Below are 25240 nucleotides of genomic sequence, written 5' to 3'. Positions count from 1 at the left end.
TTTTCCGCCTCATATTATTTACGGATCTTGTTTTGAAATAAATACCGTAACACTTCAGCGTAACAAAAGTTAATATTACATTTTATAACTCATACCCGCGCTCAATTAATACAGTGCAATATTTTATTGAAAAGACTAAAAACAATATATTTCCAGCAATACATGAAAATAAAAAGCATCGCAAAGATCTCAAAGTTTTATGTGAAAAACAAGCATAACACATGTGTTAAAAAAACCCGTTTATAAATAAATCGGGTTTTTTTAATGTAGCTTAAATTATTTTTTATTAACTGCTTCTTTAAGGCTTTTTCCTGCAGAAAATTTGGGTACAGAACGTGCTGGAATATCGATTTCAGCACCAGTTGAAGGATTACGCCCCTTTGTTGCAGCACGATGAGAAACTTCAAAAGTGCCAAAACCTGGAAGACGAACATCTCCCCCTGAAGCCAAAGCTTCTGTTACAGAAGCCATAAAAGCATCAACAACAACACCAGCTTGCGCTTTCGAAACACCTGCCTTTTCAGCAACGGAGCTAACGAATTCACTTTTATTCATAAAATATTTCCTTTCCCTATATTACCTGAACATGACTTAATCATGTTATTGGTCAGTTTATTGAAAAGTACAGCAAACAGAAGTCTTATTTTTATCCAAAACATTGTTTTTTTAGCAATAATCACAGTTATTCACGGAATTTTTCACTTTTTCCAACAAAAAACAGAATAATAACCTCAACAACACCTTCTACCACCTAAAAAATGCCGTTATAAATGAGATAAGTGAATCAGTGCGCAATCTGTATTCCTTCACTATCACTGCTCTCTGACCGGATTGGCACAGCTCCTGTAGAGGGTTCTTTCCATTCAATAGTGTCTGGAAAACGAACCAAAGCGTGTTTCAAAACTTCACTCACATGATTTACTGGAATAATTTCCATATTATTTTTGACATCATCAGGAATATCAACCAAATCTTTTGCATTTTCTTCAGGAATAAGTACTTTTTTTATCCCTCCTCGAAGAGCTGCTAAGAGTTTTTCTTTTAATCCACCAATGGGTAAAACGCGTCCACGTAAAGTAATTTCACCAGTCATTGCAATATCTTTATGCACAGCTACTCCTGTAAGGACCGAAACAATTGCTGTCACCATTGCAATCCCAGCCGATGGGCCATCTTTTGGTGTCGCACCCTCTGGAACATGAACATGGATATCGCGTTTTTCAAAAAGTGGAGGTTCAATACCAAAATCAACAGCACGAGAACGTACATAAGATGCTGCCGCTGAAATGGACTCTTTCATAATATCACGTAAATTTCCAGTTACAGTCATCTTCCCTTTGCCGGGCATCATAACTCCTTCAATGGTCAATAACTCTCCACCGACTTCTGTCCACGCAAGACCTGTTACAACACCAATTTGATTTTCTCCTTCAATCTGATTGTAATGATAACGTTTAACACCCAAGAAATCATGAATATTACTTTCTGTAACTTTTACAGATTTTTGATGTGTTTTGAGAATTTTTGTAACGGATTTGCGGGAAATTTTCATGAGTTCACGTTCAAGGTTACGAACGCCTGCCTCACGTGTATAAAACTGAATAATTGACCTTAGTGCTCCATCAGAAATACTGAGTTCTTTTTTAGATAAACAGTGATCTTTTAGTGCCTTTGGTAAAAGATGCTGTTTAACAATTTCCATTTTCTCACATTCAGTATAACCAGCGATACGAATAATTTCCATACGATCCATTAACGGACCTGGAATATTAAGTGTATTGGCAGTTGTGATAAACATGACATCAGAAAGATCATATTCAACTTCCAAATAGTGATCAATGAATGTACCATTTTGTTCAGGATCAAGAACTTCTAATAAAGCGGATGAAGGATCGCCACGAAAATCCTGGCCCATTTTATCAATTTCATCAAGCAAGAAAAGCGGATTAGATTTTTTTGCTTTTTTCATAGACTGGATAATTTTTCCAGGCATCGATCCAATATATGTTCGGCGATGTCCACGAATTTCTGCTTCATCTCGGACACCTCCCAATGAGATACGAACATACTCACGTCCCGTTGCCTTTGCAATAGAGCGCGCTAATGATGTTTTCCCTACACCTGGAGGACCTAACAAACAAATAATGGGACCTTTTATCTTTGACGCGCGACTTTGTACGGCCAAATATTCAATAATTCGCTCCTTAACTTTTTCAAGACCAAAATGTTCATTATTCATGACCTTTTCAGCAAAATCTAAATTGTTTTTAATCTTAGATTTTTTACCCCAAGGCATTGCTAATAACCAATCAAGATAGTTACGTACAACTGTCGCTTCTGCAGACATAGGAGACATGTTCCGTAATTTTCTCAATTCTGCTCCAGCTTTTTCCTGTGCTTCCTTGGATAGTTTTGTATTCTTGATACGTTCTTCTAATTCAGAGAGTTCATCTCGGCTATCATCACCTGCTCCTAACTCTTTTTGAATAGCCTTCATCTGCTCATTGAGATAATATTCTCGTTGGTTTTTTTCCATTTGCCGTTTAACATGCGAACGAATACGTTTTTCAACCTGCAAAACAGAAATTTCTCCTTCCATGAAGGACAAAACACGTTCAAGACGGGACCGCACAGGTAAGAGCTCTAATATTTCCTGTTTTTCTGCAAGTTTAATCATCAAATGAGAAGCAATCGTATCGGCAAGCTTAGAAGGATTATCAAGCTGGCCAATCGCATTCACAACTTCAGGAGAGATTTTTTTATTAAGCTTTACATAGTTTTCAAAATAAGCAATCACTGACCTTGAAAGAGCTTCAATCTCAACATCACTCTCTCTAGGTTCTTCTGTAACAGTTGCAAAAGCCTGATGATAACCTTCACTTAAAGCAAATTGACTAATTTTTGCACGTGCAGTTCCTTCAACCAAAACCTTTACAGTACCATCAGGAAGCTTTAAAAGTTGAAGAATATTAGCAAATGTACCAATATGATAAATATCCTCTGATTTTGGATCGTCATCAGAAGCATTTTTTTGTGTCACCAATAGTATTTGCTTATCAACCGCCATCGTTTCTTCAAGAGCACGAATTGATTTTTCGCGGCCCACAAAAAGTGGAACAATCATATGGGGGAAGACAACAATATCACGAAGAGGTAAAACAGCATAAACCCCATCTCTTACTTCATCTGTCTTTTCATCAATATATTGCATAACTCTCCTTTCTGGAGCCTATGAGCTATCTACAACAATTAGCCCACCTTAGAAAATCTCAGCTCTTCACTGTACATGAAGTGGTAATTACTCATACATAAATCAAGCATTATAATGATATTATTAGAAACACCTATCAAATACCGTTCATTACCACCTTTTATATTGTGCATCACACAATGTCATGCTGATACATTTTCTTTATCTTCTGCACGTTCTGAGTAAATATAAAGAGGACGCGCTTTACCATCAACGACATCACTCGAAATAACCACTTTTTGAACGCCTTCAAGAGCCGGTAGCTCAAACATCGTCTCAAGAAGGATCTTCTCCATAATAGAACGTAAACCACGAGCACCAGTTTTACGTTCAATTGCTTTCTTTGCAATAACACGTAAAGCATCTTCATGAAATGCTAACTCGACATTCTCCATTTCAAAAAGACGCTGATATTGCTTTACTAACGCATTTTTAGGTTGGGATAAAATTTGCATGAGGGCGTTAACATCTAAATCCTCTAAGGTAGCGACTATAGGAAGGCGCCCAATAAATTCTGGTATTAAACCAAATTTAATAAGATCTTCAGGCTCTAAATCACGAAAAATTTCACCGACACAACGCTCATCCGGAGCCTTAACAGTCGCAGAAAAACCAATAGAAGTTTTTTCACCACGCCCTGAAATAATCCGTTCTAAACCTGCAAAAGCTCCCCCACAAATGAATAAGATGTTTGTGGTGTCAACCTGAAGAAACTCTTGTTGCGGATGCTTACGTCCACCTTGAGGAGGAACAGAAGCAATCGTTCCTTCCATAATTTTTAATAACGCTTGCTGAACTCCTTCCCCCGAAACATCTCTTGTAATAGAAGGATTGTCTGCTTTACGAGAAATCTTATCAACCTCATCAATATAAACAATACCACGCTGCGCACGTTCAACATTATAATCTGCTGCTTGAAGAAGCTTCAAAATAATATTTTCAACATCTTCTCCCACATAACCCGCTTCAGTCAAAGTGGTCGCATCCGCCATCGTAAAAGGCACATCAATAATACGTGCTAATGTTTGTGCAAGATAAGTTTTACCACAACCCGTTGGACCAACAAGAAGAATATTTGATTTAGCCAACTCAATATCATTGCTTTTAGACTGATGCGCCAACCGTTTATAATGATTATGAACAGCAACAGAAAGAACACGCTTTGCATGCTGCTGACCAATAACATAGTCATCAAGAACTGTTATAATTTCCTGTGGCGTAGGAACACCATCACGCACCTTAACCCCAGAAGACTTATTTTCTTCCCGAATAATATCCATGCAAAGCTCTACACATTCATCACAGATAAATACAGTAGGCCCCGCAATGAGCTTACGCACCTCATGCTGACTCTTGCCGCAGAACGAGCAATAGAGAGTATTTTTTGATTCGTTCCCGCTATTGCTAATTTTGCTCATTTTTCTTTCCTTTCACCACAATATATGAACACTTTGCCTTTTCAAAGGAAGCCTTTCATCATGAAAACTAAAAGACATATAGAAAACCATGCATGTCTCAATACTTTTAGGTGTTTCTCTTATTTTGCTATATTTTTTATAAAACTCTTTGATTTAAAGTAGCTGTTTTTTCTATAAAAATTCTTAATCTTTTTCTTCTTTTTCAGTTTCTGCACGGTATTGTATAACATCATCAACTAAGCCAAACGCTTTGGCTTCTTCTGCTGTCATAAAATGATCGCGATCGAGAGTTCTCTCTATAACCTCATAATCTTGACTCGTATGTTGAACATAAATTTCATTTAAACGCCGTTTCATCTTTATAATATCTTGCGCATGTCGCTCAATATCTGAAGCTTGACCTTGAAAACCACCAGATGGTTGATGCACCATAATACGTGCGTTTGGTAATGTAAAACGATGACCTTTTGCTCCAGCCGTTAACAATAAAGACCCCATAGATGCCGCTTGCCCCATGCAAAGCGTAGAAACAGGAGGGCGAATAAACTGCATAGTATCATAAATAGCCATACCAGATGTTACGACACCACCTGGAGAATTAATATAAAGACTAATTTCTTTTTTAGGATTTTCCGCTTCCAAGAAAAGCAACTGTGCACAAACAAGCATTGCCATACCATCTTCAACAGGTCCATTAATAAAAATAATCCGTTCCTTTAAAAGACGGGAAAAAATATCATAGGCCCGTTCACCACGATTTGTTTGTTCAATAACCATAGGAACAAGGCTTAATGCTGTTTTCATTGGATCACTCATATTTTTACTTTCCGTTCATATAACAACCGCTTTTTACACATTCAATGTTTTTATCCATATGTTAACATTACTCTCTTGTGCAAGCTACAATCAAGAGATTGTATAAGATAGATTAAAATCTCAATAGTTAAAATAGCAATAATAACTCTACCTAAACAAATGATGAACATCCGGAATGCGAGATACCGCCCAATGGTAAAAACTTCCTTCCTGAGGTCTTTTCGTAGTCTTTGTCTTTCTGTGAATATGAAAGCCTATCAAGCGTGAATCTGTAAGCGGCTTTACACCAAAAGCTGGTTCAAAAATACGTTCAGTTTTTCGCCCAGTCCAATAATAAAAAGTTTCCTTTTCCTTTGCTTCATGAAAAAAACCATATCGTTTTGCTAATCGTGAAATACCATCATTGCCAAATATTGTAACGCCAAGATTTCGCGGTAAAATCGGCATTTTTTTCCTCTTTAACCAGAACGGTCTCCAAACACGACGCTTAAACCCAAGCCAATGAGGAATAATTTCTGTGCCAGCCCAATAATCCTCAAATATTTTTATAATAGGGTTATTGGGCGGAAAATAAAGTGCAGAAACGCCTACTCTTATATTATTTTCTCTTACCAACCAAACCTTATCCGCATCTGGATGAAATTGTTTAACAAGGTAAACATCTGTATCTAACCAAACACCTTGTTGATATTTCATCAGCATAACACGAAAAAAAATCCGAGAACTGAACAATTGTACACCCTAGTTTATCATCAGAAAAATCGGGATCAAGGCGATAAATTGCTGAGCGTGGTAAAATTGATTCGGCTTCATGCAGCTCAACACCAGCAGGGAGATTATCTATTTTTTTATCATAACTAAAAAGCTTAACTCGCTGTCCAGTTTTAACCATTGAGGACAAACAAAGCCTATCCACCAATCTTAATTGTCCACTATACCAAAAAGTACAAATATCCATAGATAATATATCAAAAATATTCTAAACTTACGCGAAAGAGTTGTTCAACATCACGAACCCTATCAGCAAGAGCAAAAATCACTATTCTATCACCAGACAAAATACGCGTATCTGCCGAAAGCTGTATTATTGTCTTATTGCGATAAATTGCACCAATTCTCAAACCATCTGATAAATTGAGCTCTGATAATGACTTACCAACCAATGAAGATGTTTGCATCACTTCAGCTTCAATAATTTCTGCTCGGCCATTAAAAACTGAATGAACAGAACGAATACGCCCACGGCGCATTTGTTGCAAAATTCTCGATATTGTAACACTATGGGGATTAAGATATGCATCCACACCAACAGCACGACTAAATTCTTGATAGGCAACATTATTAATCAATACCATATTGGCTTTGCAGCCCAATCTTTTAGCAATAATAGCGCTTAAGAGATTAACCTGATCTTGATTGGTCAATGTAATCATTAAATCGGACTGATCAATTCCCGCATCTTGAAGAATCACTGGATCTAACACGTTACCGTATAAAACTGTTGTTTTTTCAAGCTGATCAGCAATTGTGAGGGCTCTTTCTCTATGCGCTTCTATAATCTTCAATTTTAATTTATGGAAACGCTTTTCAATAGCCTGTGCAACATAAAGGCCAATGTGACCACCCCCTGCAATAATCATGCGGTGGGCATCTTGTTCTTTATGACCAAAAAGCCCAACAGCACGACGCATCTGTTCACGAGAAACAACAAGATAGGTTATATCACCAACGCGTAATTGCGTTTCTGAATGTGCAACCAATAATTCCGCGCCACGTTTAATAGCAGTAACCGTCGTATGAAGATCTGGAAAAAGCTCTGTTAATTGACGCAAAGGTGTATTAATAACTGGACAATCTTCCATGCATTCCAAAGCTAGTGCCACAATATCATCATTACAAAAATAAAGAACATCTATTGCACCAGGTAAAGCAATACGGCGCAAAACCATTTCCCCAACTTCAACTTCTGGCGAAATAACCACATCAATGGGAATATTCTCTCTGGAAAAAAGCGTCTTATAACGTGGTTCTAAATAAGATTGTGAGCGAATACGAGCAATTTTTGTGGGCACATTAAATAATGAATGTGCTACTTGGCAAGCTACCATATTAACTTCATCAAACAAAGTGACAGCAATCAACATATCAGCTTTGTCTGCATCTGCTGCCAAAAGAACTTCAGGCCGTGAACCGTGACCAACAAAACCTCTCACATCCAATGTATCGCGAATCTTTTCAATTAATCTCGTTTCAATATCAATAACAGTAACATCGTGATTTTCAGCAGCAAGACGCTCTGCTATCCCATAACCAACCTGTCCTGCTCCACAAATAATAATACGCATCGCTTTAAGAAACTCCAAGCGCTTTAAGTTTACGGTGCAAAGCTGAACGCTCCATGCCTATAAATTCAGCAGTACGTGATATATTTCCACCCAAACGCCCAATCTGCGCCACTAAATATCTCTTTTCAAATAATTCTCGAGCTTCACGTAACGGCAAATCCATTATACTTTCATCTGAATCCATTTGAAGACGTGGCAAAGAATCACTTACTTCACTGGGAAGAAAGTCCGCTGTTATAGGACCATCACCATCTCGCACAAGAATAAGAAGACGCTCAATATTATTACGTAATTGCCGCACATTACCCGGCCAAGCGTGCGTTTGCAAAATAGCAATCACATCATCACTGATTGCACGCGGTTTAATCCCAACCTGCTGTGATATTGTTTTTACAAAATGATGTACAAGTTCTGGAATATCTTCACGACGCGCTGAAAGGGGCGGAACAACAATAGGAACAACGGAAAGACGGTGAAAAAGATCCTCCCTAAAGCGCCCATCAGAAATGAGGTTTTCAAGATTTTGCGCTGTCGAAGAAATGATACGGACATCCACCTTAACACGTTTTGTGCCGCCAATTCTCTCAAATGTTTGCCCCGTTAAAACTCGAAGAATCTTCCCTTGAGTCTCACGCGGCATGTCAGCAATTTCATCAAGATATAAGATACCGCCATGAGCTTCCTCTAAGGCACCGATTTTACGCTCTCTTCCCTCCATTTCGCTGCCAAACAGCTCTATTTCCATTCTTTCTGGAGTAATCGTTGCAGCATTTATTGTAACAAATGGCCCATTCGAACGCGTTGAGAGCGCATGAATAGTTCGTGCAACAGTCTCTTTTCCTGCCCCTGAAGGACCTGTTATCATGATGCGACTATTGGTTGGTGCTACTTTTTCTATGATCTGACGCAAATTTTTTATAACTGTCGATTTTCCGAGCAACTCTAATGTCTCGTTCGAACGCTTTCGCAATTCTAAAAGCTCACGTTTTAAATTTGAGTTTTCAAGTGTTCTCTCTGCAACCAATACAAGTCTATCAGCTTTAAAAGGTTTTTCAATGAAATCATATGCCCCTCGCTTTATAGCGGAAACAGCCGTCTCAATATTACCATGACCAGAGATCATAACGACCGGAAGAGCTGGATATTGTGTTTTAATTTCATCAAGCAGTGCTAAACCATCGAGACGGCTACCCTGTAGCCAAATATCCAAAAAAATGAGCTTTGGAATACGCTCACTAATTTGAGCCAATGCTTCATCAGAGTTACAAGCAACACGCGTTTCATAACCTTCATCATCTAAAATACCAGCAACAAGCTCACGAATATCTGCTTCATCATCAACAATCAAGATATCTGATACCATACTATTCCCCTATCTTATGATTTATGGCTTGTATAATATTACCCTGCTTACCCCCATCCGCTGGAAATATCAAACGGATCATCGCACCACGACCTTCATAAAAACTCTCCGGTGCATCATGAAGCTCCATGAAACCACCGTGATCTTCAATAACTTTGCGCACAATAGCTAACCCCAGCCCTGTTCCTTTTTCCCGCGTTGTTATATAGGGTTCTAATAACTTTTGTCTTTGCTCTTTAGGAAGTCCTTTCCCGTTATCAACAACATCCACAACCACCCATTCTTCCTGACGATAAGAACGGATAAGAATATGACCGTGAATATTTTCCTCTCGCATAACTGAATCTATGGATTCGCTCGCGTTTTTGATAACATTGCAAAAAGCCTGTACAATGAGACGGTTATCAAATGCACCCATAAGTGGTAGAGTTCCTAAATCTTGCTCAAAATGAATATCATGTCGCGTCACTTCTATCAAGAAACATGCTTCGCGCAACAATTCTCGTATATCTAAAATATGCATTTTGGGTTTGGGCATACGTGCAAAAGAGGAAAACTCATCAACCATACGCCCAATATCTCCAACCTGCCGAATAATTGTGTCAATACACCGCTCAAAGACCTCTCTATCTTGTGTAATAGCTTTGTTATAACGTTTACGAATGCGTTCAGCGGATAACTGAATAGGTGTAAGAGGATTTTTAATTTCGTGTGCAATACGCCGCGCAATATCCGCCCACGCCGCTGTACGTTGCGCTGCAACAAGGTCTGTAATATCATCAATTGTTAGAACCCAAGATTGTCCCTGTCCATCATCCTCCTCCATCGTAACTTGGACATTACAGACACGCTCTTTTCCTGCAACATTTAAAGTGACCTGCTCACGATGGTTTTTACGATCCAATGAACGCACAAACTGAAAAACCTGCCAAATTTCAGCGCTTAAAGATAAAAGACTTTTTCCAACAACGTGCTCAGAGCGAATATCAAACATCGCTTCAATAGACCGATTGATAATGGTGATATCACCATTATCATCTATACCTGCTACTCCCGCTGTTACACCCGATAATACAGCTTCAGAAAAACGCCGTCTTTCATCAATTTGATCACGCACTGCAATCAATTCATTACGCCGACTTTTCAATTCACTGACCATGTAATTAAAAGTTTTGGATAATTGCCCAATATCTCCATCTTTTGCTCGTACTGGCACGAAAATTTCCATATTTCCAGAAGCAACATCATCGGCAGCACTAATGAGAAGACGAATAGGACGTACTAAGCGATCAGCAACAGCAATAGCAGCCCAAATAGCTGATAAGAATAAACTAAAAAAAAGACACAAATAAAGCATACCAAATGCAATCTGTGTCAGCAGGCGATTTTCATTTAAATCACGATAACGATCTGTATTAACTTCTGTCAAACGCAAAGCAGATAAAACACCTTTATCAACGTCACGCACCAAATATAAAAATGTGTTTGGAATATTGGTAAATTTTAAAATAATACCAAAATAATCATGAACGCCTGGTTGAAAAGAAAAAGGGCTCGCACTGGTTGCACGTTCAATAAGATGAGAAGGAGGAATTGGCAGTTTATCTTCATCACCAAGAGCACTCGATACAAAAATAGCTCCGCTAGAACTTAACAAAAATGCACCACGCAAATTGCGTCCTAGAGCATGACGCGTCAATTGCATCCTATATTCAGCTGGATTACGTTCTAAGAGTTTTTTGTTATCAAGTGCAAATGCCATCGCGTAGGATAAATTTTTTAAATTTTGAAGCATTTCATCTGCATAAGCATTTGCTAAATCAATAGAAGAGCCCACAATTTGCCGCGTTGTTGTATCAAACCATCGATCAAGTCCCAAATTTAGTGCTGGACCCGATACAAGAGCTACAGCAACAGCTGGCATTGTCGCAACAAGTGCAAACAATGAAATAAGGCGCACATGAAGACGCGATCCTGCACGCCTTGAACGCCAAGCACGAATGATCGGTATCATCTCATAAAAAACGATGACAATAAGCCCTAAAACCCAAAAACTATTAATTCCTATAAGAATAAGGGTTACTGTTCTACTGGGAACAACAGGAGTTAATCCAATAAGAATAATAAATGAAACAGAGGCCGTAAGTAAAGCCAATACAATAATTGTAATCCCTAAAAAAATATATACCTTACTTAAACGATACAACTCATCGTTATAAGTATTTTTATCTATGTCTTGAAGATTCGTCACAGATGTTATATTCGTCATGAGCTTACATACCCTTATCCCATTATTCTCATATAACCTTTTGTAGCAAAAATTGACAATACTAATACTACATTTAAAATAGGGCAAATATAGTCAACGAGAAAAAACTTCTACATTTTGCAAAATATCTTTAAAATAGACTGTGTTCGACGATACTTTACGAAGGAAATGAGATGCGATTAACAAAACAAACAAATTATGCTCTTCGAATGCTCATGTATTGTGCAGATAATCAGGGAACTCTCAGTCGTGTTCCAGAAATTGCTAAAGCATATGCCGTTTCAGAGCTTTTTTTATTTAAAATCCTTCAGCTGCTTGTTCAAGCAGGTTTTATACAAACAGTGCGTGGACGCAATGGTGGAGTTAGATTGGCTAAACCCGCAGCAGAGATTTCAGTCGCGGATGTTGTGAAAGTAACAGAAGACAACTTTTCCCTCGCAGAATGTTTCGATACTGCAGAACCAACTTGCCCCTTGTTTGATTTTTGTGGTTTAAATACCGCACTTCAAAAAGCATTAAATGCTTTTTTTGAGGTGTTATCTGTGATATCCCTTGCTGATCTACAACAACCATCCTTTCAAAATCATTTTAAAATTAATGACAAAAAAGCAAACTAAGATTATAATACAAGGAGATTAAGTATTTCTATTGCAGCAATAATATTAGCCGCTGGACGGGGTGAAAGAGCAGGATCTCCCCATAAAATTCCAAAACAATATCGGCTTCTAGGACAAAAGCCAATTATTTATCATACCGTGCATTGTTTTTTGCAGCATCCAGCTATCACAACAATTATTCTTGTTATTCATCCAGAAGATCGTCAAATCTGTGAACAAGCTATTGGCGATTTTAAAGAGCGCCTTATTATCGTTGAAGGAGGCAATACACGTCAAATCTCTACCTTATATGGACTTCAGGCACTCAAAAAATTGGCCCCCCAATATGTGCATATTCATGATGGTGCACGCCCTTTTATCGAAAACAAGCTTTTTAATAACATTCACAACACTATCACGCCTCAAGAAGGTGTTCTTCCTGTTCTGCCCATCTCTGATACCCTTAAACGTATAAATAATCAGCATGTTTTAGAAACAATTCCCCGTACCCATCTTTATAGTGCACAAACTCCACAGTGTTTTCCCTTTGAACATATCTTAGCGGCCCATAAACAAGCAAAACAAGCTTTCAAACAAGAATTCACTGACGATTCTGCAATTGCCGAATGGTTTGGAATTCCTATGCGTACCGTTCCTGGGGATCCTAACAACATAAAAATTACATGGCATGAAGATTTTAATACTGCACATTTATATCTCCAAAAGAAAATGCAAATATTTCCTGATATTCGCACCGGCAATGGTTATGATGTTCACTCTTTTGAGGATGGTGATTTTCTTATATTATGTGGTATAAAAATCCCTTTTCATAAAAAATTAAAGGGACACTCCGATGCGGATGTTGCTCTTCATGCATTAACAGATGCCCTTCTTGCAACTCAAGGTGCTGGAGATATCGGTACACATTTTCCTCCCTCTGATCCTCAATGGAAAAATGTATCATCAGAAATTTTTCTCCGTCATGCTCTTGATATTATAAAACAAGCAGGTGGTCGTATCGCCAATGTTGATATCACAATTATCGCTGAAAATCCTAAAATTGGTCCCTATCGTCATGCCATGACAGAAAACCTTATGACAATACTTGCAATGACACCTGATCGAATCTCTATCAAAGCAACAACAAATGAACGGCTTGGATTTATTGGTCGTGGTGAGGGAATTGCTGCCCTTGCAACAGCGAGCGTCCTTTATTCAGGAAAAATTCCCCAATGACATATCTTTGTGAAAAAAAAGCACATGAAGTCCTTAATACTTTTCGCCAAAAAGGTTTACTGTTAACAACTGTAGAGTCTTGTACAGGAGGACTCATTGCTGCAAGCCTCACAAATATTGCAGGATCGTCAGATGTTCTCGATTGTGGATTTGTTGTTTATTCAAATGAATCTAAAACACGCCTTGTTGGCGTTTGTGCTGAACTTATAAAAACCTATGGTGCCGTTTCAAAAGAAGTTGCTCTTGCAATGGCTGAGGGTGGATTAAAACATTCACAAGCTGACATTGCAGTTTCTGTAACAGGAATTGCTGGTCCAGGAGGTGCAAGTCTTGATAAACCTGTAGGACTTGTGCATTGCGCAGTAGCTTATAAAAACCACTCGCCCCTGCACAAAGAAATGCACTTTGCTCATCTTAATCGCAATGCTATCCGCCATGCAACTGTTGAAAATGCTTTTCAAATGATTCTGGAATTGCTTCACTGAATTCCCCATACTAATTTCAAAATTCTTTATTCCCCATCGAGTCTATAATCATCAACATCTTGAAAAATTTTTATTGTATCACAACTTGAAAATGAACGATCTGAATAGCGTAAAGTTATCTCACTTCAGTCCTGTGTAGGTTGAATTAATCAAATTTATTCACTTACACGCCACAAGAGAAAAAACTGTATAAATAAAATGATTAAAGAAAGAGACACTTGTACTTCTCTCAAGTGCTAAGAGCTGGCGCGCAACATCTTGAGAGATGGCAAATAAATGATGCAGGAGTACTTCTTCATAAGTGTACAGATGTAGATTTTATATACTTTTACGAGAATATATACTATTTATTATGAGCACTATTATGAAATGGGTATGACGCAAGCATGTTCTATTTGGGCGTTCTGTTTAACGGATGTGCATCTATTAAAAAAGAGAGAAACAAAAGCATGAAGCTGTGCATCATCTTCATCATTTAAAATGATGTTCCTTCAATATGCTTTTGACAGCTGAATTAAAAACAAATAGTAAAGATGGAAACCGGTTTTCACCTTCACGCTGTTATAAGCAATACGTATTGTTAAAAAATAACAGAATAGACTATGTTACCGTAGAGCCATAAATCTGATGCGCACGCTTCTCAAAAGCCTCGGTAAATTTACGAAACGCAATATCAAACATTGAGCCCATCACTAATCCAAGCGTTTTACTTTTAAATTCATAATCAATAAAAAACTCTACATTACATGCATTGGTATTTTCAATATCATGAAAGGCCCAACGATTTTCAAGATATTTGAATGGACCATCAATATATTTAACTTCTATAAGACTTTTTTCCGGCTGAAGAAATACTTGAGTCGTAAAAGTTTCACGAATAATCTTATAGCCAACGGTCATATCCGCAAGAAGCAATATTTTTTTTCCATATTCTTTTCGAGAACGTATTATTAAAGACTCACACATTGGTAAAAATTCAGGATAACGCTCAATATCTGAAACCAGATCAAACATTTCACTGGCACTATGGGTGATCTGCCGATGTATTGTAAAAATCGGCATAATTATCTCTGTAAGGAAAATTTTTCATCACGCGCTTTTTGCAAAATGGCAAAATCATCTCCAGCATGATGAGATGAACGCGTTAAAGGATTGGAGGCCATATGTAAAAATCCTTTTACTTTACCAATCTTGGCAAAAGACTCAAATTCTTCAGGAGGCACAAAACGAACAACTGGATGATGTTTTCGTGTAGGCTGCAAATATTGTCCAATTGTCATAAAGTCAACATCAGCAGCGCGCAAATCATCCATCAATTGCAAAACTTCATTTCGCTCCTCCCCAAGTCCAACCATAATTCCCGATTTTGTAAAAATTGTTGGATCAAGTTCTTTAACACGTTGTAATAAACGAATTGAATGAAAATAACGTGCCCCTGGACGGACCTTCAAATATTTAGAAGGAACTGTTTCTAAGTTATGATTAAAAACATCAGGCTTAGCAGCAACAACAACTTCTAAAGCGCCATCCTTATGACGAAAATCAGGTGTAAGAACTTCAATTGTTGTTTTAGGATTTTTTTGACGAATCGCATAGATAACTTTTGCAAAATGCTCAGCACCACCATCAGCAAGATCATCACGATCAACAGATGTAATGACAACATGTTTTAATTCCATCCGTGCAACAGCATCAGCGACACGTTCTGGCTCATTATCATCAACGGCAAGTGGAATACCTGTTGCAACGTTACAAAAAGCACAAGCGCGCGTACATATTTCACCTAAAATCATAAAGCTAGCATGCCTCTGGCTCCAACATTCGCCAATATTAGGACAACCAGCTTCTTCACATACAGTCACTAACTTATGCGTACGTACAATACCATGTGTTTCCTTATAAATTGGTGATGTTGGCGCTTTTACACGAATCCAATCTGGCTTTTTTTGAACGCTTGTATCAGGACGATGTGCTTTTTCAGGATGACGCAATCGTCTATTTGCAACTCTATCAACAACCGTAACCATTTAAGCCTTTGCCTTATAAATACGAAGTAACAATCAAAAATATAAAATTTTTCATACAATCCAGTCATCAAGCGTTTAAAACTTGACCATAAGCATCCAATACACTTTCTTTCATCATTTCCGATAAGGTCGGATGCGGAAAGACAGTATGCATTAATTCTTCTTCTGTTGTTTCAAGATTCATAGCAATAACAAAACCCTGTATCAATTCTGTTACCTCAGCCCCTACCATATGGGCCCCGAGAAGCTGTCCTGTTTTTTTATCAAAAATCGTTTTTACTAACCCCTGATCTTCACCCAAAGCAATCGCTTTACCATTCGCAGCAAAAGAATAACGACCAATACGTATATCATAACCTGCTTCTTTTGCAGCCGCTTCTGAAAGCCCTACAGAGGCAACCTGTGGTGTACAATATGTACACCCTGGAATTTTTCTTTTATCAAGCGGATGAGCACTCTTCAAACCTGCAAGATGCTCAATACATATCACACCTTCTTCTTCTGCTTTATGGGCCAACATAGGAGGACCTGCTACATCACCAATAGCATAAATGCCTTCCACCCCCGTCCAACTCCATTCATCAGTTACAATGCACCCGCGATCGGTTTTTATTCCCAAAGCTTCTAAACCAAGATTCTCAATATTACCTTGCACCCCAACAGCGGAAATCAACCGGTTAACAGTCATTGACTCTATTTTACCTAGAACATCAATATGTACACTTACAGAATCGGAAGATTTTTCAACCTTTGTTACTTTTGCTTGACGAAGAATGCGTAAACCTTTTTTCTCTAACTGTTTACGAGCAAACGTTGAAATTTCAATATCTTCAGCAGGCATGATATGGGGCATCATTTCAACAACAGTTACTGTCGCCCCCATATCATGATAAAAAGAAGCAAATTCAATGCCAATAGCCCCAGACCCTATAACCAAAAGCGATTTTGGCATTGCTGGCGGTATCATAGCTTCGAAATAAGTCCAAATGAGTTTTCCATCTGGCTCAATACCAGGAAGGACACGAGGACGTGCGCCCGTTGCAATAATGATATGCTTTGCTTGATAAGTTCCCTCCCCTAACGTCCCTTTAGGGACTGGATTTTGCGGTTGCATAATCGGTTTGGAGGATGAAGAAACCATAATTTCCGCAGGAAGGCTTCCCTTTGCTTCTTTAGTAAGCTTTGCTTCACCCCAGATAATATCAATTTTGTTTTTTTTCATTAAAAAACCAACACCAGCATTTAAACGTGCTGAAACACCCCGTGAACGTGCCACAACATCTTTGATGTTTGTCTCAATTGAACCATTAATTTTTAATCCATAATTTGTCGCATGTTCAGAAAAATGTTTCATTTCCGCTGAACGGAGAAGGGCCTTTGTTGGAATACATCCCCAATTTAAACAGATCCCTCCCAAATGTTCACGTTCAACAATCGCAGTCTTAAAGCCACATTGTGCTGCACGAATTGCGGTTACATATCCGCCTGGACCTGATCCAATCACAATTACATCATAAAGATTTACCACAGTAATTCCTCCATGGATATATATAAAATGGATATGCATTTTTTGAACTTAAGTCTGTAAAAAAACATGACAGAATTATCTTATGTCTTTTGCTTTAAACTTCACGCAAATGCTTTATCCAAACCAGAAATAGCAATAACATTGCTCTTTAAACTCTTTAAATTTGTTTCTATTCTCTTAACACGCTTTCTCACAATTTACGTGAAGAACTGTTAAACAGTTCAAACCAACATTGCTAATGGATTTTCAATCATCTTCTTAAAAGTCCGCGCAAGCTCTGCTGCTAAAGCACCATCGACAGCACGATGATCCGCAGAAAGCGTAACTGACATAACTGTCGCAACAACTAATGCACCATTTTTAACAACGGCGCGTTGCTCCCCTGCACCAATCGCAAAAATCGTCGCATGCGGTGGATTAAGAATAGCCGAAAAACTTTTTATACCATACATCCCCATATTTGATACAGCTGTTGTTCCACCCTGATATTCTTCCATTTTTAACTTGCCCTCGCGCGCACGCTTTGCAAAATCCTTCATCTCTTTGGAAATAAGTGATAACGGCTTTTCCTCTGCATGGCGAATAATCGGTGTAATTAATCCATTGGGAATAGAAACAGCAACCCCAACATCACAATGTTTATGATGAAGCATCCCGCCTTCAAGCCAAGAAACATTCGCATCAGGAATCGCTTTCAAAGAAAGTGCGACAGCTTTGATCACCATATCATTAACAGAAAGCTTATAAGTAGGCTGAGTTTCTTCCTGCCCCTTAACCATTGGAGCAGCAGCATTTAGTTGTGTACGCAGTGCTAATAGCGCATCAAGTTCACAATCTACCGTTACATAGAAATGTGGGACTCTCTGTTTTGATTCCACCAAACGTGTCGCGATTGTTTTACGCATATTATTATGGGGAGCGAAGCTATATTCATCCTCTTTGAAGAGTTTCAATATCTGTTTGTCCGAAGCACCTGTAGCTATTAGCTCCCCTATCGGTGAGGAATAAGACACTTTAGACATATCGCTGCTCACAGCTTTTTCTACATCGCGCTTAATAATACGCCCATGCGGACCACTTCCAGAAATAAGGGATAAATCAAGACCTGCCTGAGATGCTAATCGCCGCGCTAAGGGAGAGGCAAAAAGACGAACTTCCTTTTTATCTTGCTGTATTAATTGCCCAGTTGATGATTCATGAGACATTTTTATTCCCTTTGAGTCCGTTTGTTTCAGAGAATCTGTCTGTTTGATGCCCTCTGGTTTTTGTCTTGTAGAAGAAGAGATTTCTTCTGTAACTTTTGCAGCTTCAGCTAAATCTTCACCTTCTTCTGCTAAAACAACAATTAAAGCATTTACTTTAACGCCTTGTGTTCCAGCAGGAACAACAATTTTAGCAACCCTACCTTCATCAACGGCTTCGACTTCCATTGTCGCTTTATCCGTCTCAATCTCAGCAATAACATCACCAGAGGAAACCTTATCTCCCTCCTTAATATTCCATTTTGTTAAATTTCCCTCTTCCATCGTAGGGGAAAGCGCTGGCATTGTAATTTTAATGGGCATTATGCTTTCCTCCGTTATGCTCTGTATGTCACAGCCTTAACGGCCTCAATAATTTCAGCAGTATTAGGCAAAGCCAACTTCTCAAGATTAGCGGCATAAGGCATCGGAACATCTTTGCCAGAAATCGTAGCAATTGGCGCATCAAGATAGTCAAAAGCCTGCTGCATAACACGCGTTGCTATTTCAGTTCCCACAGATGACTGAGGAAATCCCTCTTCAATTGTTACCAAACGACCTGTTTTTTTAACTGACGAAAGAATTGTTGGAAGATCCATCGGGCGAATGGTTCGTAAATCAATCAATTCAACATCAATACCAAGTTTTTCAATTTCTGGTAACGCTTGAACAGCATAATGCATCCCAATTCCACATGCAACAATCGTCACATCTTGTCCAGACTTATGAATACGTGCCTTACCAATAGGCAAAAGAAAATCATCCAGTTGAGGTACATCAAATTGATGCCCATACAAAATCTCATTTTCAAGGAAAATAACAGGATTATCATCACGAATAGCAGCTTTCAGCAAACCTTTTGCATCTGCAGCACTATAAGGCATGACAACTTTCAGACCTGGTACATGACTATACCATGCAGCATAACATTGAGAATGTTGAGCACCAACACGGGCAGCCGCGCCATTGGGACCTCGGAAAACCATAGGAGCGGTCATTTGTCCACCAGACATATAACGTGTTTTGGCTGCTGAGTTAATAATTTGGTCCATCGCCTGCATCGCAAAATTAAATGTCATAAACTCGACAATAGGACGTAACCCTCCAAAAGCAGCCCCGACAGCCAGTCCAGCAAAGCCGTGCTCTGTAATTGGGGTATCAATAACTCGGCGTTCTCCGAATTCTTCCAACAAACCTTGACTAACCTTATAGGCACCTTGATATTGCGCGACTTCTTCCCCCATAAGAAAAACTGTTTCATCACGCCGCATTTCTTCAGCCAAAGCCTGATTAAGCGCTTCACGAACTGTCATTGTAACCATTTGTGTTCCCGCCGGAATATCAAAAGTAGGAGATATATCAAAAGTAGGAGCAGCCTGCGGAACTGACAAAGGCAGAGAAAGAGAAGTTTCCTTAGGTTTTTGTGCTGTATCAGTAGGTTGCGAAATATCCTCAGCACGCTCACCTTCTTCTAACAAAATCGCAATAACAGTGTTAACCTTTACGCCTTCCGAACCTTCAGGCACAAAAATCTTACCAAGAGTACCTTCATCAACGGCCTCTACTTCCATTGTAGCCTTATCCGTTTCAATTTCAGCAATAACATCGCCAGAGCTAACCTTATCACCTTCTTTCTTGAGCCATTTAGACAGTTTACCTTCTTCCATAGTTGGTGAAAGCGCCGGCATCAAAATATCAATAGACATACTTGCTTCCCTCGCATCAAACTAAAATATCAGTATAGAGCTCAGAAGCATCTGGCTCTTGATCACTTTGTGCAAAATCTACCGCATCAGCAACAATTGCACGGACCTCTTTCTCAATAGATTTTAAATCATCTTCGCTCGCCCAATTTTTTTTAAGAATCCGACTTTTTACTTGATCAATCGGATCGTGCTCCTCTTTTATTTTTTGGACTTCTTCCTTTGAACGATATTTTGCTGGGTCAGACATGGAATGACCACGATAGCGATAGGTCTGCATATCAAGAATGATCGGTCCTTTACCTGAGCGTGCCCAAGAAATTGCTTCATCAGCAGCTCCTTTTACTGATCGAACATCCATACCATCAACAACAATACCTGGAATTTCAAAAGAAAGACCACGTCGGGAAAAATCAGTTTCTGCAGATGCACGTGAAACTGACGTTCCCATAGCATACTGATTGTTTTCAATAATATAAACAACAGGAAGCTTCCAAAGTGAAGCCATATTAAAACTCTCGTAAACCTGCCCCTGATTTGCAGCACCATCACCAAAATAAACCAATGTCACATTATCTTTACCAAGATACTGATTCGAAAATGCCAAACCTGAACCAATTGGAACCTGCGCACCAACAATACCATGTCCCCCATAAAAGTTCTTTTCTTTAGAGAACATATGCATCGAGCCACCTTTCCCTTTGGAAAAGCCACCTTGACGTCCCGTTAATTCTGCCATAACACCACGCGGACTCATCCCAACCGCTAACATATGTCCATGATCACGGTAAGACGTAATAACCTGATCACCTTCTTTTGCCGCTTTCAATGTTCCTATAACAACGGCTTCCTGACCAATATAAAGGTGACAAAATCCCCCTATAAGCCCCATACCATAAAGTTGTCCTGCTTTTTCTTCAAAACGGCGAATTAAAAGCATTTCACGATAAGCATCAATTTCTTCTTCTTTTGTAAAATCTGCTATTGGTGCTTTCTTTGTGGTGCTTGATAATGCAGTGCGCGCCACCGACGCAGAATTTTTTTTAAGTCGTTCTGCCATATTAAACTCCCTTTTATGATTATTTAGGAATAACCTTTACGAACAAAAGTTACAAGCCTTATCAATCGGCTTAAACAATATCATTGCTGATTGTTGTTTAAATTAAGTGATTTTTCATTTACCTTTAGTATCATTTCAAGGTATTAAGATTGTCAGTTCATTTGACTTAGAGAAGTTCAAGTTCTTTCGGACATACTCATCCAACATATCTTTTTCTATATGCCCATTGCGTAAAAGAGAAATACGCTTTTCCATGAATATCCGCTCAGCTTCTATTTTATGAAGCTCCTTTTCTAATTCGCTAATATGCTGATTAACTTCACTGCGTGAATACAATCCATACTCACCATGATAAATGTGATAACTGAAATAGCTTAAGACTCCCACCGTCATAAGAGGTAGTACAAAGCGTACTTTGATTGATCGACGTTTCTGCTTTGTCCACATAAAATAGCACAGTCTTTACAGCACAAATTTCTTAATATTTTGCCCAACTATGCATGATTTTGATTAATACCTCATTACCAAATCTACACTAAATAATTTGTTATTTTCAATTTATCCCCCTTTATACAATCAAAGTAAGCTGAATGACCTACTTTTTATATTATAAATATTGGATATCCTCTAATTTGTAGCTTTTCCTAAAATTTCCTATTAAAATAAAGATAAAATCAACGGTATCCCCTATGCTTGGTGGTTTTTCCTAACCAATTCCAATCCTCAAATTGATAACGCTTATCATCACCTCCCAAAACGAGATAAACCCCTTGATTTTGAACAATAATTTCACCCTTCATCCTTACCCACGCTCCTTATGTGTTATTCATAAAGAGATTATTTTTAATTTGATAATATGCGGATTAACCTCACGGTGTAAATACAATTTATAGCAGCCGTAATAAACGTGAAATTAGAATAGTTTGGAGCCTCCAATAATCTAATGCTATCCACTGCCATAAGCAGAAAAACAATGCACGCCTTAATTAATTTGCGTCTTTGCTTTACCCGTATAAAATAGCATTGTCTTTTTTAATACTTTTACTTAGCTGTACATGTTTTTTAATATCTCATATTAAATAAATATAGTACAATAATTTTGCATGATGCAACTTAATTATTTATAAAAATAAAAAGCGAACTGAATTACTTTCTCTTTATTATAAAATTTTTAAAAATCTGTAATCTGATTCCCATCTTTATCCGTAAATCTTCCTCCAAGAATGACTATAAAATCAACAACTGCCCAAATTCCGGTAATTATCAATCCAAACAATGATAAAGATAGAACCAGCATTAAAGCACCAGTCCTAACTTTACCAACCATAAAACGATGGACACCAAAGATACCTGCACACCAACAAAGGAGTGCGAACATTATCTTTGAGTTCTCTGTACCTGGTCTCAACAATGGAAAAACAGAACTAACCACACCGCCTTCATAGACAAAATCAATAGTATCACCAATCCTTGGTGGTTTCTTTCCCAACCAATCCCAAGTCGCAAACTGATAACGCTTACCGTCATCACCCGAAACGAGATACATTCCTTGATCTTGAGTAATAATCACACCTCTCATCTTAATCCCTATAAATTTAAATACCTATAAAATTACTATGCATATGCCTTTGATAAGAAATCTCAATTTCATAATCTAAATGATCTTATACTTTCATATTTTTTGCTCACAACTATACACGATATAAATCACCAGCATAATGCGCTTGGGCTCCTAGCATTTCTTCAATACGGATAAGTTGATTGTATTTTGCTAATCTATCCGAACGTGCAAGAGAACCTGTTTTAATTTGTCCACAATTCGTTGCAACAGCAAGATCTGCAATGAAAGAATCCTCTGTCTCGCCGGAACGATGAGATATAATGGCACGATAACCTGCTTTATGTGCTACTTCTACAGCATCAAGTGTTTCACTCAATGTACCGATTTGATTAACTTTTATGAGAATAGAATTGCCTACCCCCATTTTGATACCATCACGCAAACGTGCTGAATTTGTTACAAACAAATCATCGCCAACAAGCTGACATTTTTCTCCAATTGTGTCAGTAAGTAGCTTCCAACCTTCCCAATCATCCTCTGCCATTCCATCTTCAATTGTAATAATAGGATAATTTTTCACAAGCTGCGCTAAATAATTTACCTGCTCTTGGGTGTCACGGCATTTCCCCTCACCTTTATAAAAATACGAACCATTTTTATAAAATTCGGTTGAAGCACAGTCTAAACCAATGGCAATTTGTTCACCTGGTTTATAGCCACATATCATGATAGATTCCATAATAAAATCAATTGCTTGATCAGCACTTTTAAATTGAGGTGCAAAACCACCTTCATCACCAACATTGGTATTATAACCCGCATCTTTTAAACGCTTTTTCAATGCATGGAAAATCTCAGCGCCATAACGGATCGCTTCTCTTATAGTAGGAGCTCCTATAGGAATAATCATAAACTCTTGAAAATCAATCAAATTATCAGCATGAACGCCACCATTAATAATATTCATCATGGGGGTTGGAAGAATATGCGCTTGTGTACCACCAATATAACGATACAAAGGTAAATTTAATGAATCCGCAGCTGCTTTTGCAACAGCTAATGAAACACCAAGAAGTGCATTGGCACCAAGACGGGCTTTGTTTGGCGTTCCATCCAAAGCAATCATTGCTTGATCAATAGCAATTTGATTTGTTGCATCCCGCCCACCAAGTTCTTCAAGAATTTCGCCATTAACTGCAGCAACCGCTTTTTCAACACCTTTCCCTTGATAGCGCAAACCACCATCACGAAGCTCTATAGCCTCGTGTGCTCCTGTTGAAGCTCCCGAAGGAACCAGAGCGCGACCAAAAGCTCCATTCTCCAAATGAACATCAACTTCTACCGTTGGATTACCACGGCTATCAAGAACTTCACGCCCAATGATATCGACAATTATAGTCATATGTGTTTCCTTATCCAATAAAAGTCTCGATTCATTTATAATGCCCTATTAATGAAATATTTTTTCTCTTCTCAACTCAATTTTTTTGACAGATAATCAAATTCCATTAAAGTCTCAAGCAATCTTTGTAAATCATCAACTTTAACCATATTGGGTCCATCAGAAGGTGCATTATCTGGATCTTGATGTGTTTCTAAAAAAATACCAGCTACCCCAACAGAAACAGCTGCACGCGCTAAAATTTCAACAAATTGACGCTGTCCACCAGATGAAGCCCCCTGCCCCCCAGGTTCTTGAACAGAATGCGTTGCATCAAAAATAACAGGAGCTCCAAATGAACGTAAAATAGGCAACGAACGCATATCAGAAATAAGTCGGTTGTAACCAAATGACGTGCCTCGCTCACAAAGCATAACATTCGGATTACCACTGTAAACAACCTTTTTTAAAACATTCTCCATATCCCACGGCGCTAAAAACTGACCTTTTTTAATGTTAATAACACATTCTGTTTTGGCGGCTGCTACCAAAAGATCTGTTTGACGACATAAAAAAGCCGGTATTTGTAAAATATCAACTGTAGAAGAAACAATTGTACATTGCTCTTCTGTATGCACATCAGTTAATATGGGACAATCAAACTCTTTTTTTAAATCAGAAAAAATAGCCATTGCTTTTTCAAGACCAATGCCACGTGCCGCACTCAAAGAGGTTCTGTTGGCTTTATCGTAACTTGATTTATAAACAAACCTGATACCAAGCTGATCGGTAATTGTTTTAATACGACCAGCCATTTCAAAAGCATGATCACGACTTTCCATCTGACACGGCCCTGCAATTAATGAAAGAGGCATTTCATTTGAAAAAATCATATTTCCAACTTTCACACGGGCATTTGGTTTAGTCATTTTATCCCTCAAAAGCAAAGTAATCCAATTTA

21 protein-coding genes and 1 pseudogene are annotated in these 25240 nt (G+C 38.3%); 3 read left to right on the top strand and 19 right to left on the bottom strand.

From position 1 onward, the window contains the following. Positions 1 to 276: 276 nt before the first annotated feature. From ACFINU_RS01800 to ACFINU_RS01765, 8 genes and pseudogenes are all read right to left on the bottom strand, one after another. Positions 277 to 555: an HU family DNA-binding protein gene (locus tag ACFINU_RS01800; protein WP_375617702.1), complete on the bottom strand. Its 279-nt coding sequence runs from the start codon at positions 553 to 555 to the stop codon at positions 277 to 279. A gap of 229 nt (positions 556 to 784) precedes the next feature. Next, positions 785 to 3211, bottom strand: coding sequence for an endopeptidase La (gene lon / locus ACFINU_RS01795; protein ID WP_375617701.1), 2427 nt, complete (start codon positions 3209 to 3211; stop codon positions 785 to 787). 182 nt (positions 3212 to 3393) lie between these two features. Next, on the bottom strand, positions 3394 to 4668 hold the full coding sequence (gene clpX, locus ACFINU_RS01790; protein ID WP_273723371.1) for an ATP-dependent Clp protease ATP-binding subunit ClpX: 1275 nt from the start codon (positions 4666 to 4668) through the stop codon (positions 3394 to 3396). A gap of 183 nt (positions 4669 to 4851) precedes the next feature. Continuing rightward, entirely contained in the window at positions 4852 to 5484 is a 633-nt protein-coding gene (gene clpP, locus ACFINU_RS01785; RefSeq protein WP_375611281.1) for an ATP-dependent Clp endopeptidase proteolytic subunit ClpP, read from the bottom strand. A 147-nt stretch (positions 5485 to 5631) separates the two neighbouring features. After that, positions 5632 to 6442: pseudogene (locus ACFINU_RS01780) on the bottom strand (hypothetical protein). Between the two features lie 10 nt (positions 6443 to 6452). Beyond that, a complete protein-coding gene (gene trkA / locus ACFINU_RS01775) occupies positions 6453 to 7829 on the bottom strand; it encodes a Trk system potassium transporter TrkA (RefSeq protein WP_375611279.1) in 1377 nt (458 codons plus the stop codon). Between the two features lie 4 nt (positions 7830 to 7833). Continuing rightward, the gene (locus tag ACFINU_RS01770) at positions 7834 to 9192 is read right to left on the bottom strand and encodes a sigma-54-dependent transcriptional regulator (protein WP_375617700.1); all 1359 of its coding nucleotides are present in this window, start codon (positions 9190 to 9192) and stop codon (positions 7834 to 7836) included. Between the two features lies 1 nt (position 9193). Next, positions 9194 to 11461, bottom strand: coding sequence for an ATP-binding protein (locus ACFINU_RS01765; RefSeq protein ID WP_375617699.1), 2268 nt, complete (start codon positions 11459 to 11461; stop codon positions 9194 to 9196). A gap of 173 nt (positions 11462 to 11634) precedes the next feature. Here ACFINU_RS01765 and rirA point away from each other — a divergent pair, with 173 nt between their 5' ends. The 3 genes from rirA to ACFINU_RS01750 are packed head-to-tail and all read left to right on the top strand — an operon-like array spanning position 11635 to position 13778. After that, on the top strand, positions 11635 to 12078 hold the full coding sequence (gene rirA / locus ACFINU_RS01760; protein WP_375611276.1) for an iron-responsive transcriptional regulator RirA: 444 nt from the start codon (positions 11635 to 11637) through the stop codon (positions 12076 to 12078). A 24-nt stretch (positions 12079 to 12102) separates the two neighbouring features. Further along, the gene (locus ACFINU_RS01755) at positions 12103 to 13293 is read left to right on the top strand and encodes a bifunctional 2-C-methyl-D-erythritol 4-phosphate cytidylyltransferase/2-C-methyl-D-erythritol 2,4-cyclodiphosphate synthase (protein WP_375617715.1); all 1191 of its coding nucleotides are present in this window, start codon (positions 12103 to 12105) and stop codon (positions 13291 to 13293) included. Next, positions 13290 to 13778, top strand: a complete 489-nt coding sequence (locus ACFINU_RS01750; RefSeq protein WP_375617698.1) for a CinA family protein — start codon at positions 13290 to 13292, stop codon at positions 13776 to 13778. Before ACFINU_RS01755 ends, ACFINU_RS01750 begins: the two co-directional genes overlap by 4 nt. 600 nt (positions 13779 to 14378) lie before the next feature. On the opposite strand, the gene ACFINU_RS01745 is transcribed toward ACFINU_RS01750, so the two are convergent. The 11 genes from ACFINU_RS01745 to kdsA form a co-directional block, all read right to left on the bottom strand. Next, positions 14379 to 14840 carry a type II toxin-antitoxin system RatA family toxin gene (locus tag ACFINU_RS01745; RefSeq protein WP_273791149.1) on the bottom strand — a complete coding sequence of 154 codons (462 nt, stop codon included), beginning with the start codon at positions 14838 to 14840 and terminating at the stop codon, positions 14379 to 14381. A gap of 2 nt (positions 14841 to 14842) precedes the next feature. Continuing rightward, positions 14843 to 15805: a lipoyl synthase gene (gene lipA / locus ACFINU_RS01740; protein WP_375617697.1), complete on the bottom strand. Its 963-nt coding sequence runs from the start codon at positions 15803 to 15805 to the stop codon at positions 14843 to 14845. Between the two features lie 67 nt (positions 15806 to 15872). Beyond that, positions 15873 to 17333 carry a dihydrolipoyl dehydrogenase gene (gene lpdA / locus ACFINU_RS01735; protein WP_375617696.1) on the bottom strand — a complete coding sequence of 487 codons (1461 nt, stop codon included), beginning with the start codon at positions 17331 to 17333 and terminating at the stop codon, positions 15873 to 15875. 221 nt (positions 17334 to 17554) lie between these two features. Further along, positions 17555 to 18898, bottom strand: coding sequence for a pyruvate dehydrogenase complex dihydrolipoamide acetyltransferase (locus ACFINU_RS01730; RefSeq protein WP_375617695.1), 1344 nt, complete (start codon positions 18896 to 18898; stop codon positions 17555 to 17557). A 14-nt stretch (positions 18899 to 18912) separates the two neighbouring features. Next, positions 18913 to 20280, bottom strand: coding sequence for a pyruvate dehydrogenase complex E1 component subunit beta (locus ACFINU_RS01725; protein WP_375617694.1), 1368 nt, complete (start codon positions 20278 to 20280; stop codon positions 18913 to 18915). 16 nt (positions 20281 to 20296) lie between these two features. Then, a complete protein-coding gene (gene pdhA, locus ACFINU_RS01720; protein ID WP_375617693.1) occupies positions 20297 to 21337 on the bottom strand; it encodes a pyruvate dehydrogenase (acetyl-transferring) E1 component subunit alpha in 1041 nt (346 codons plus the stop codon). Positions 21338 to 21472: 135 nt separating this feature from the next. Continuing rightward, positions 21473 to 21784, bottom strand: coding sequence for a septum formation initiator family protein (locus ACFINU_RS01715; protein ID WP_375617692.1), 312 nt, complete (start codon positions 21782 to 21784; stop codon positions 21473 to 21475). A 227-nt stretch (positions 21785 to 22011) separates the two neighbouring features. Continuing rightward, positions 22012 to 22137, bottom strand: a complete 126-nt coding sequence (locus ACFINU_RS01710; protein WP_375617691.1) for a hypothetical protein — start codon at positions 22135 to 22137, stop codon at positions 22012 to 22014. Positions 22138 to 22508: 371 nt separating this feature from the next. Continuing rightward, entirely contained in the window at positions 22509 to 22916 is a 408-nt protein-coding gene (locus ACFINU_RS01705) for a TM2 domain-containing protein (RefSeq protein ID WP_375617690.1), read from the bottom strand. A gap of 112 nt (positions 22917 to 23028) precedes the next feature. Further along, positions 23029 to 24300, bottom strand: a complete 1272-nt coding sequence (gene eno, locus ACFINU_RS01700) for a phosphopyruvate hydratase (RefSeq protein ID WP_375617689.1) — start codon at positions 24298 to 24300, stop codon at positions 23029 to 23031. 71 nt (positions 24301 to 24371) lie between these two features. Further along, positions 24372 to 25208 (bottom strand): 3-deoxy-8-phosphooctulonate synthase, encoded by an 837-nt coding sequence (gene kdsA, locus ACFINU_RS01695; RefSeq protein ID WP_375617688.1) that lies wholly within the window; start codon positions 25206 to 25208, stop codon positions 24372 to 24374. Positions 25209 to 25240 lie beyond the last annotated feature (32 nt).

Origin of the sequence: Bartonella sp. AC130YNZD, assembly GCF_042196865.1 — a bacterium.
Classification (GTDB): Bacteria; Pseudomonadota; Alphaproteobacteria; order Rhizobiales; family Rhizobiaceae; genus Bartonella.
This window is presented reverse-complemented; position numbering and strand designations above follow the sequence as displayed.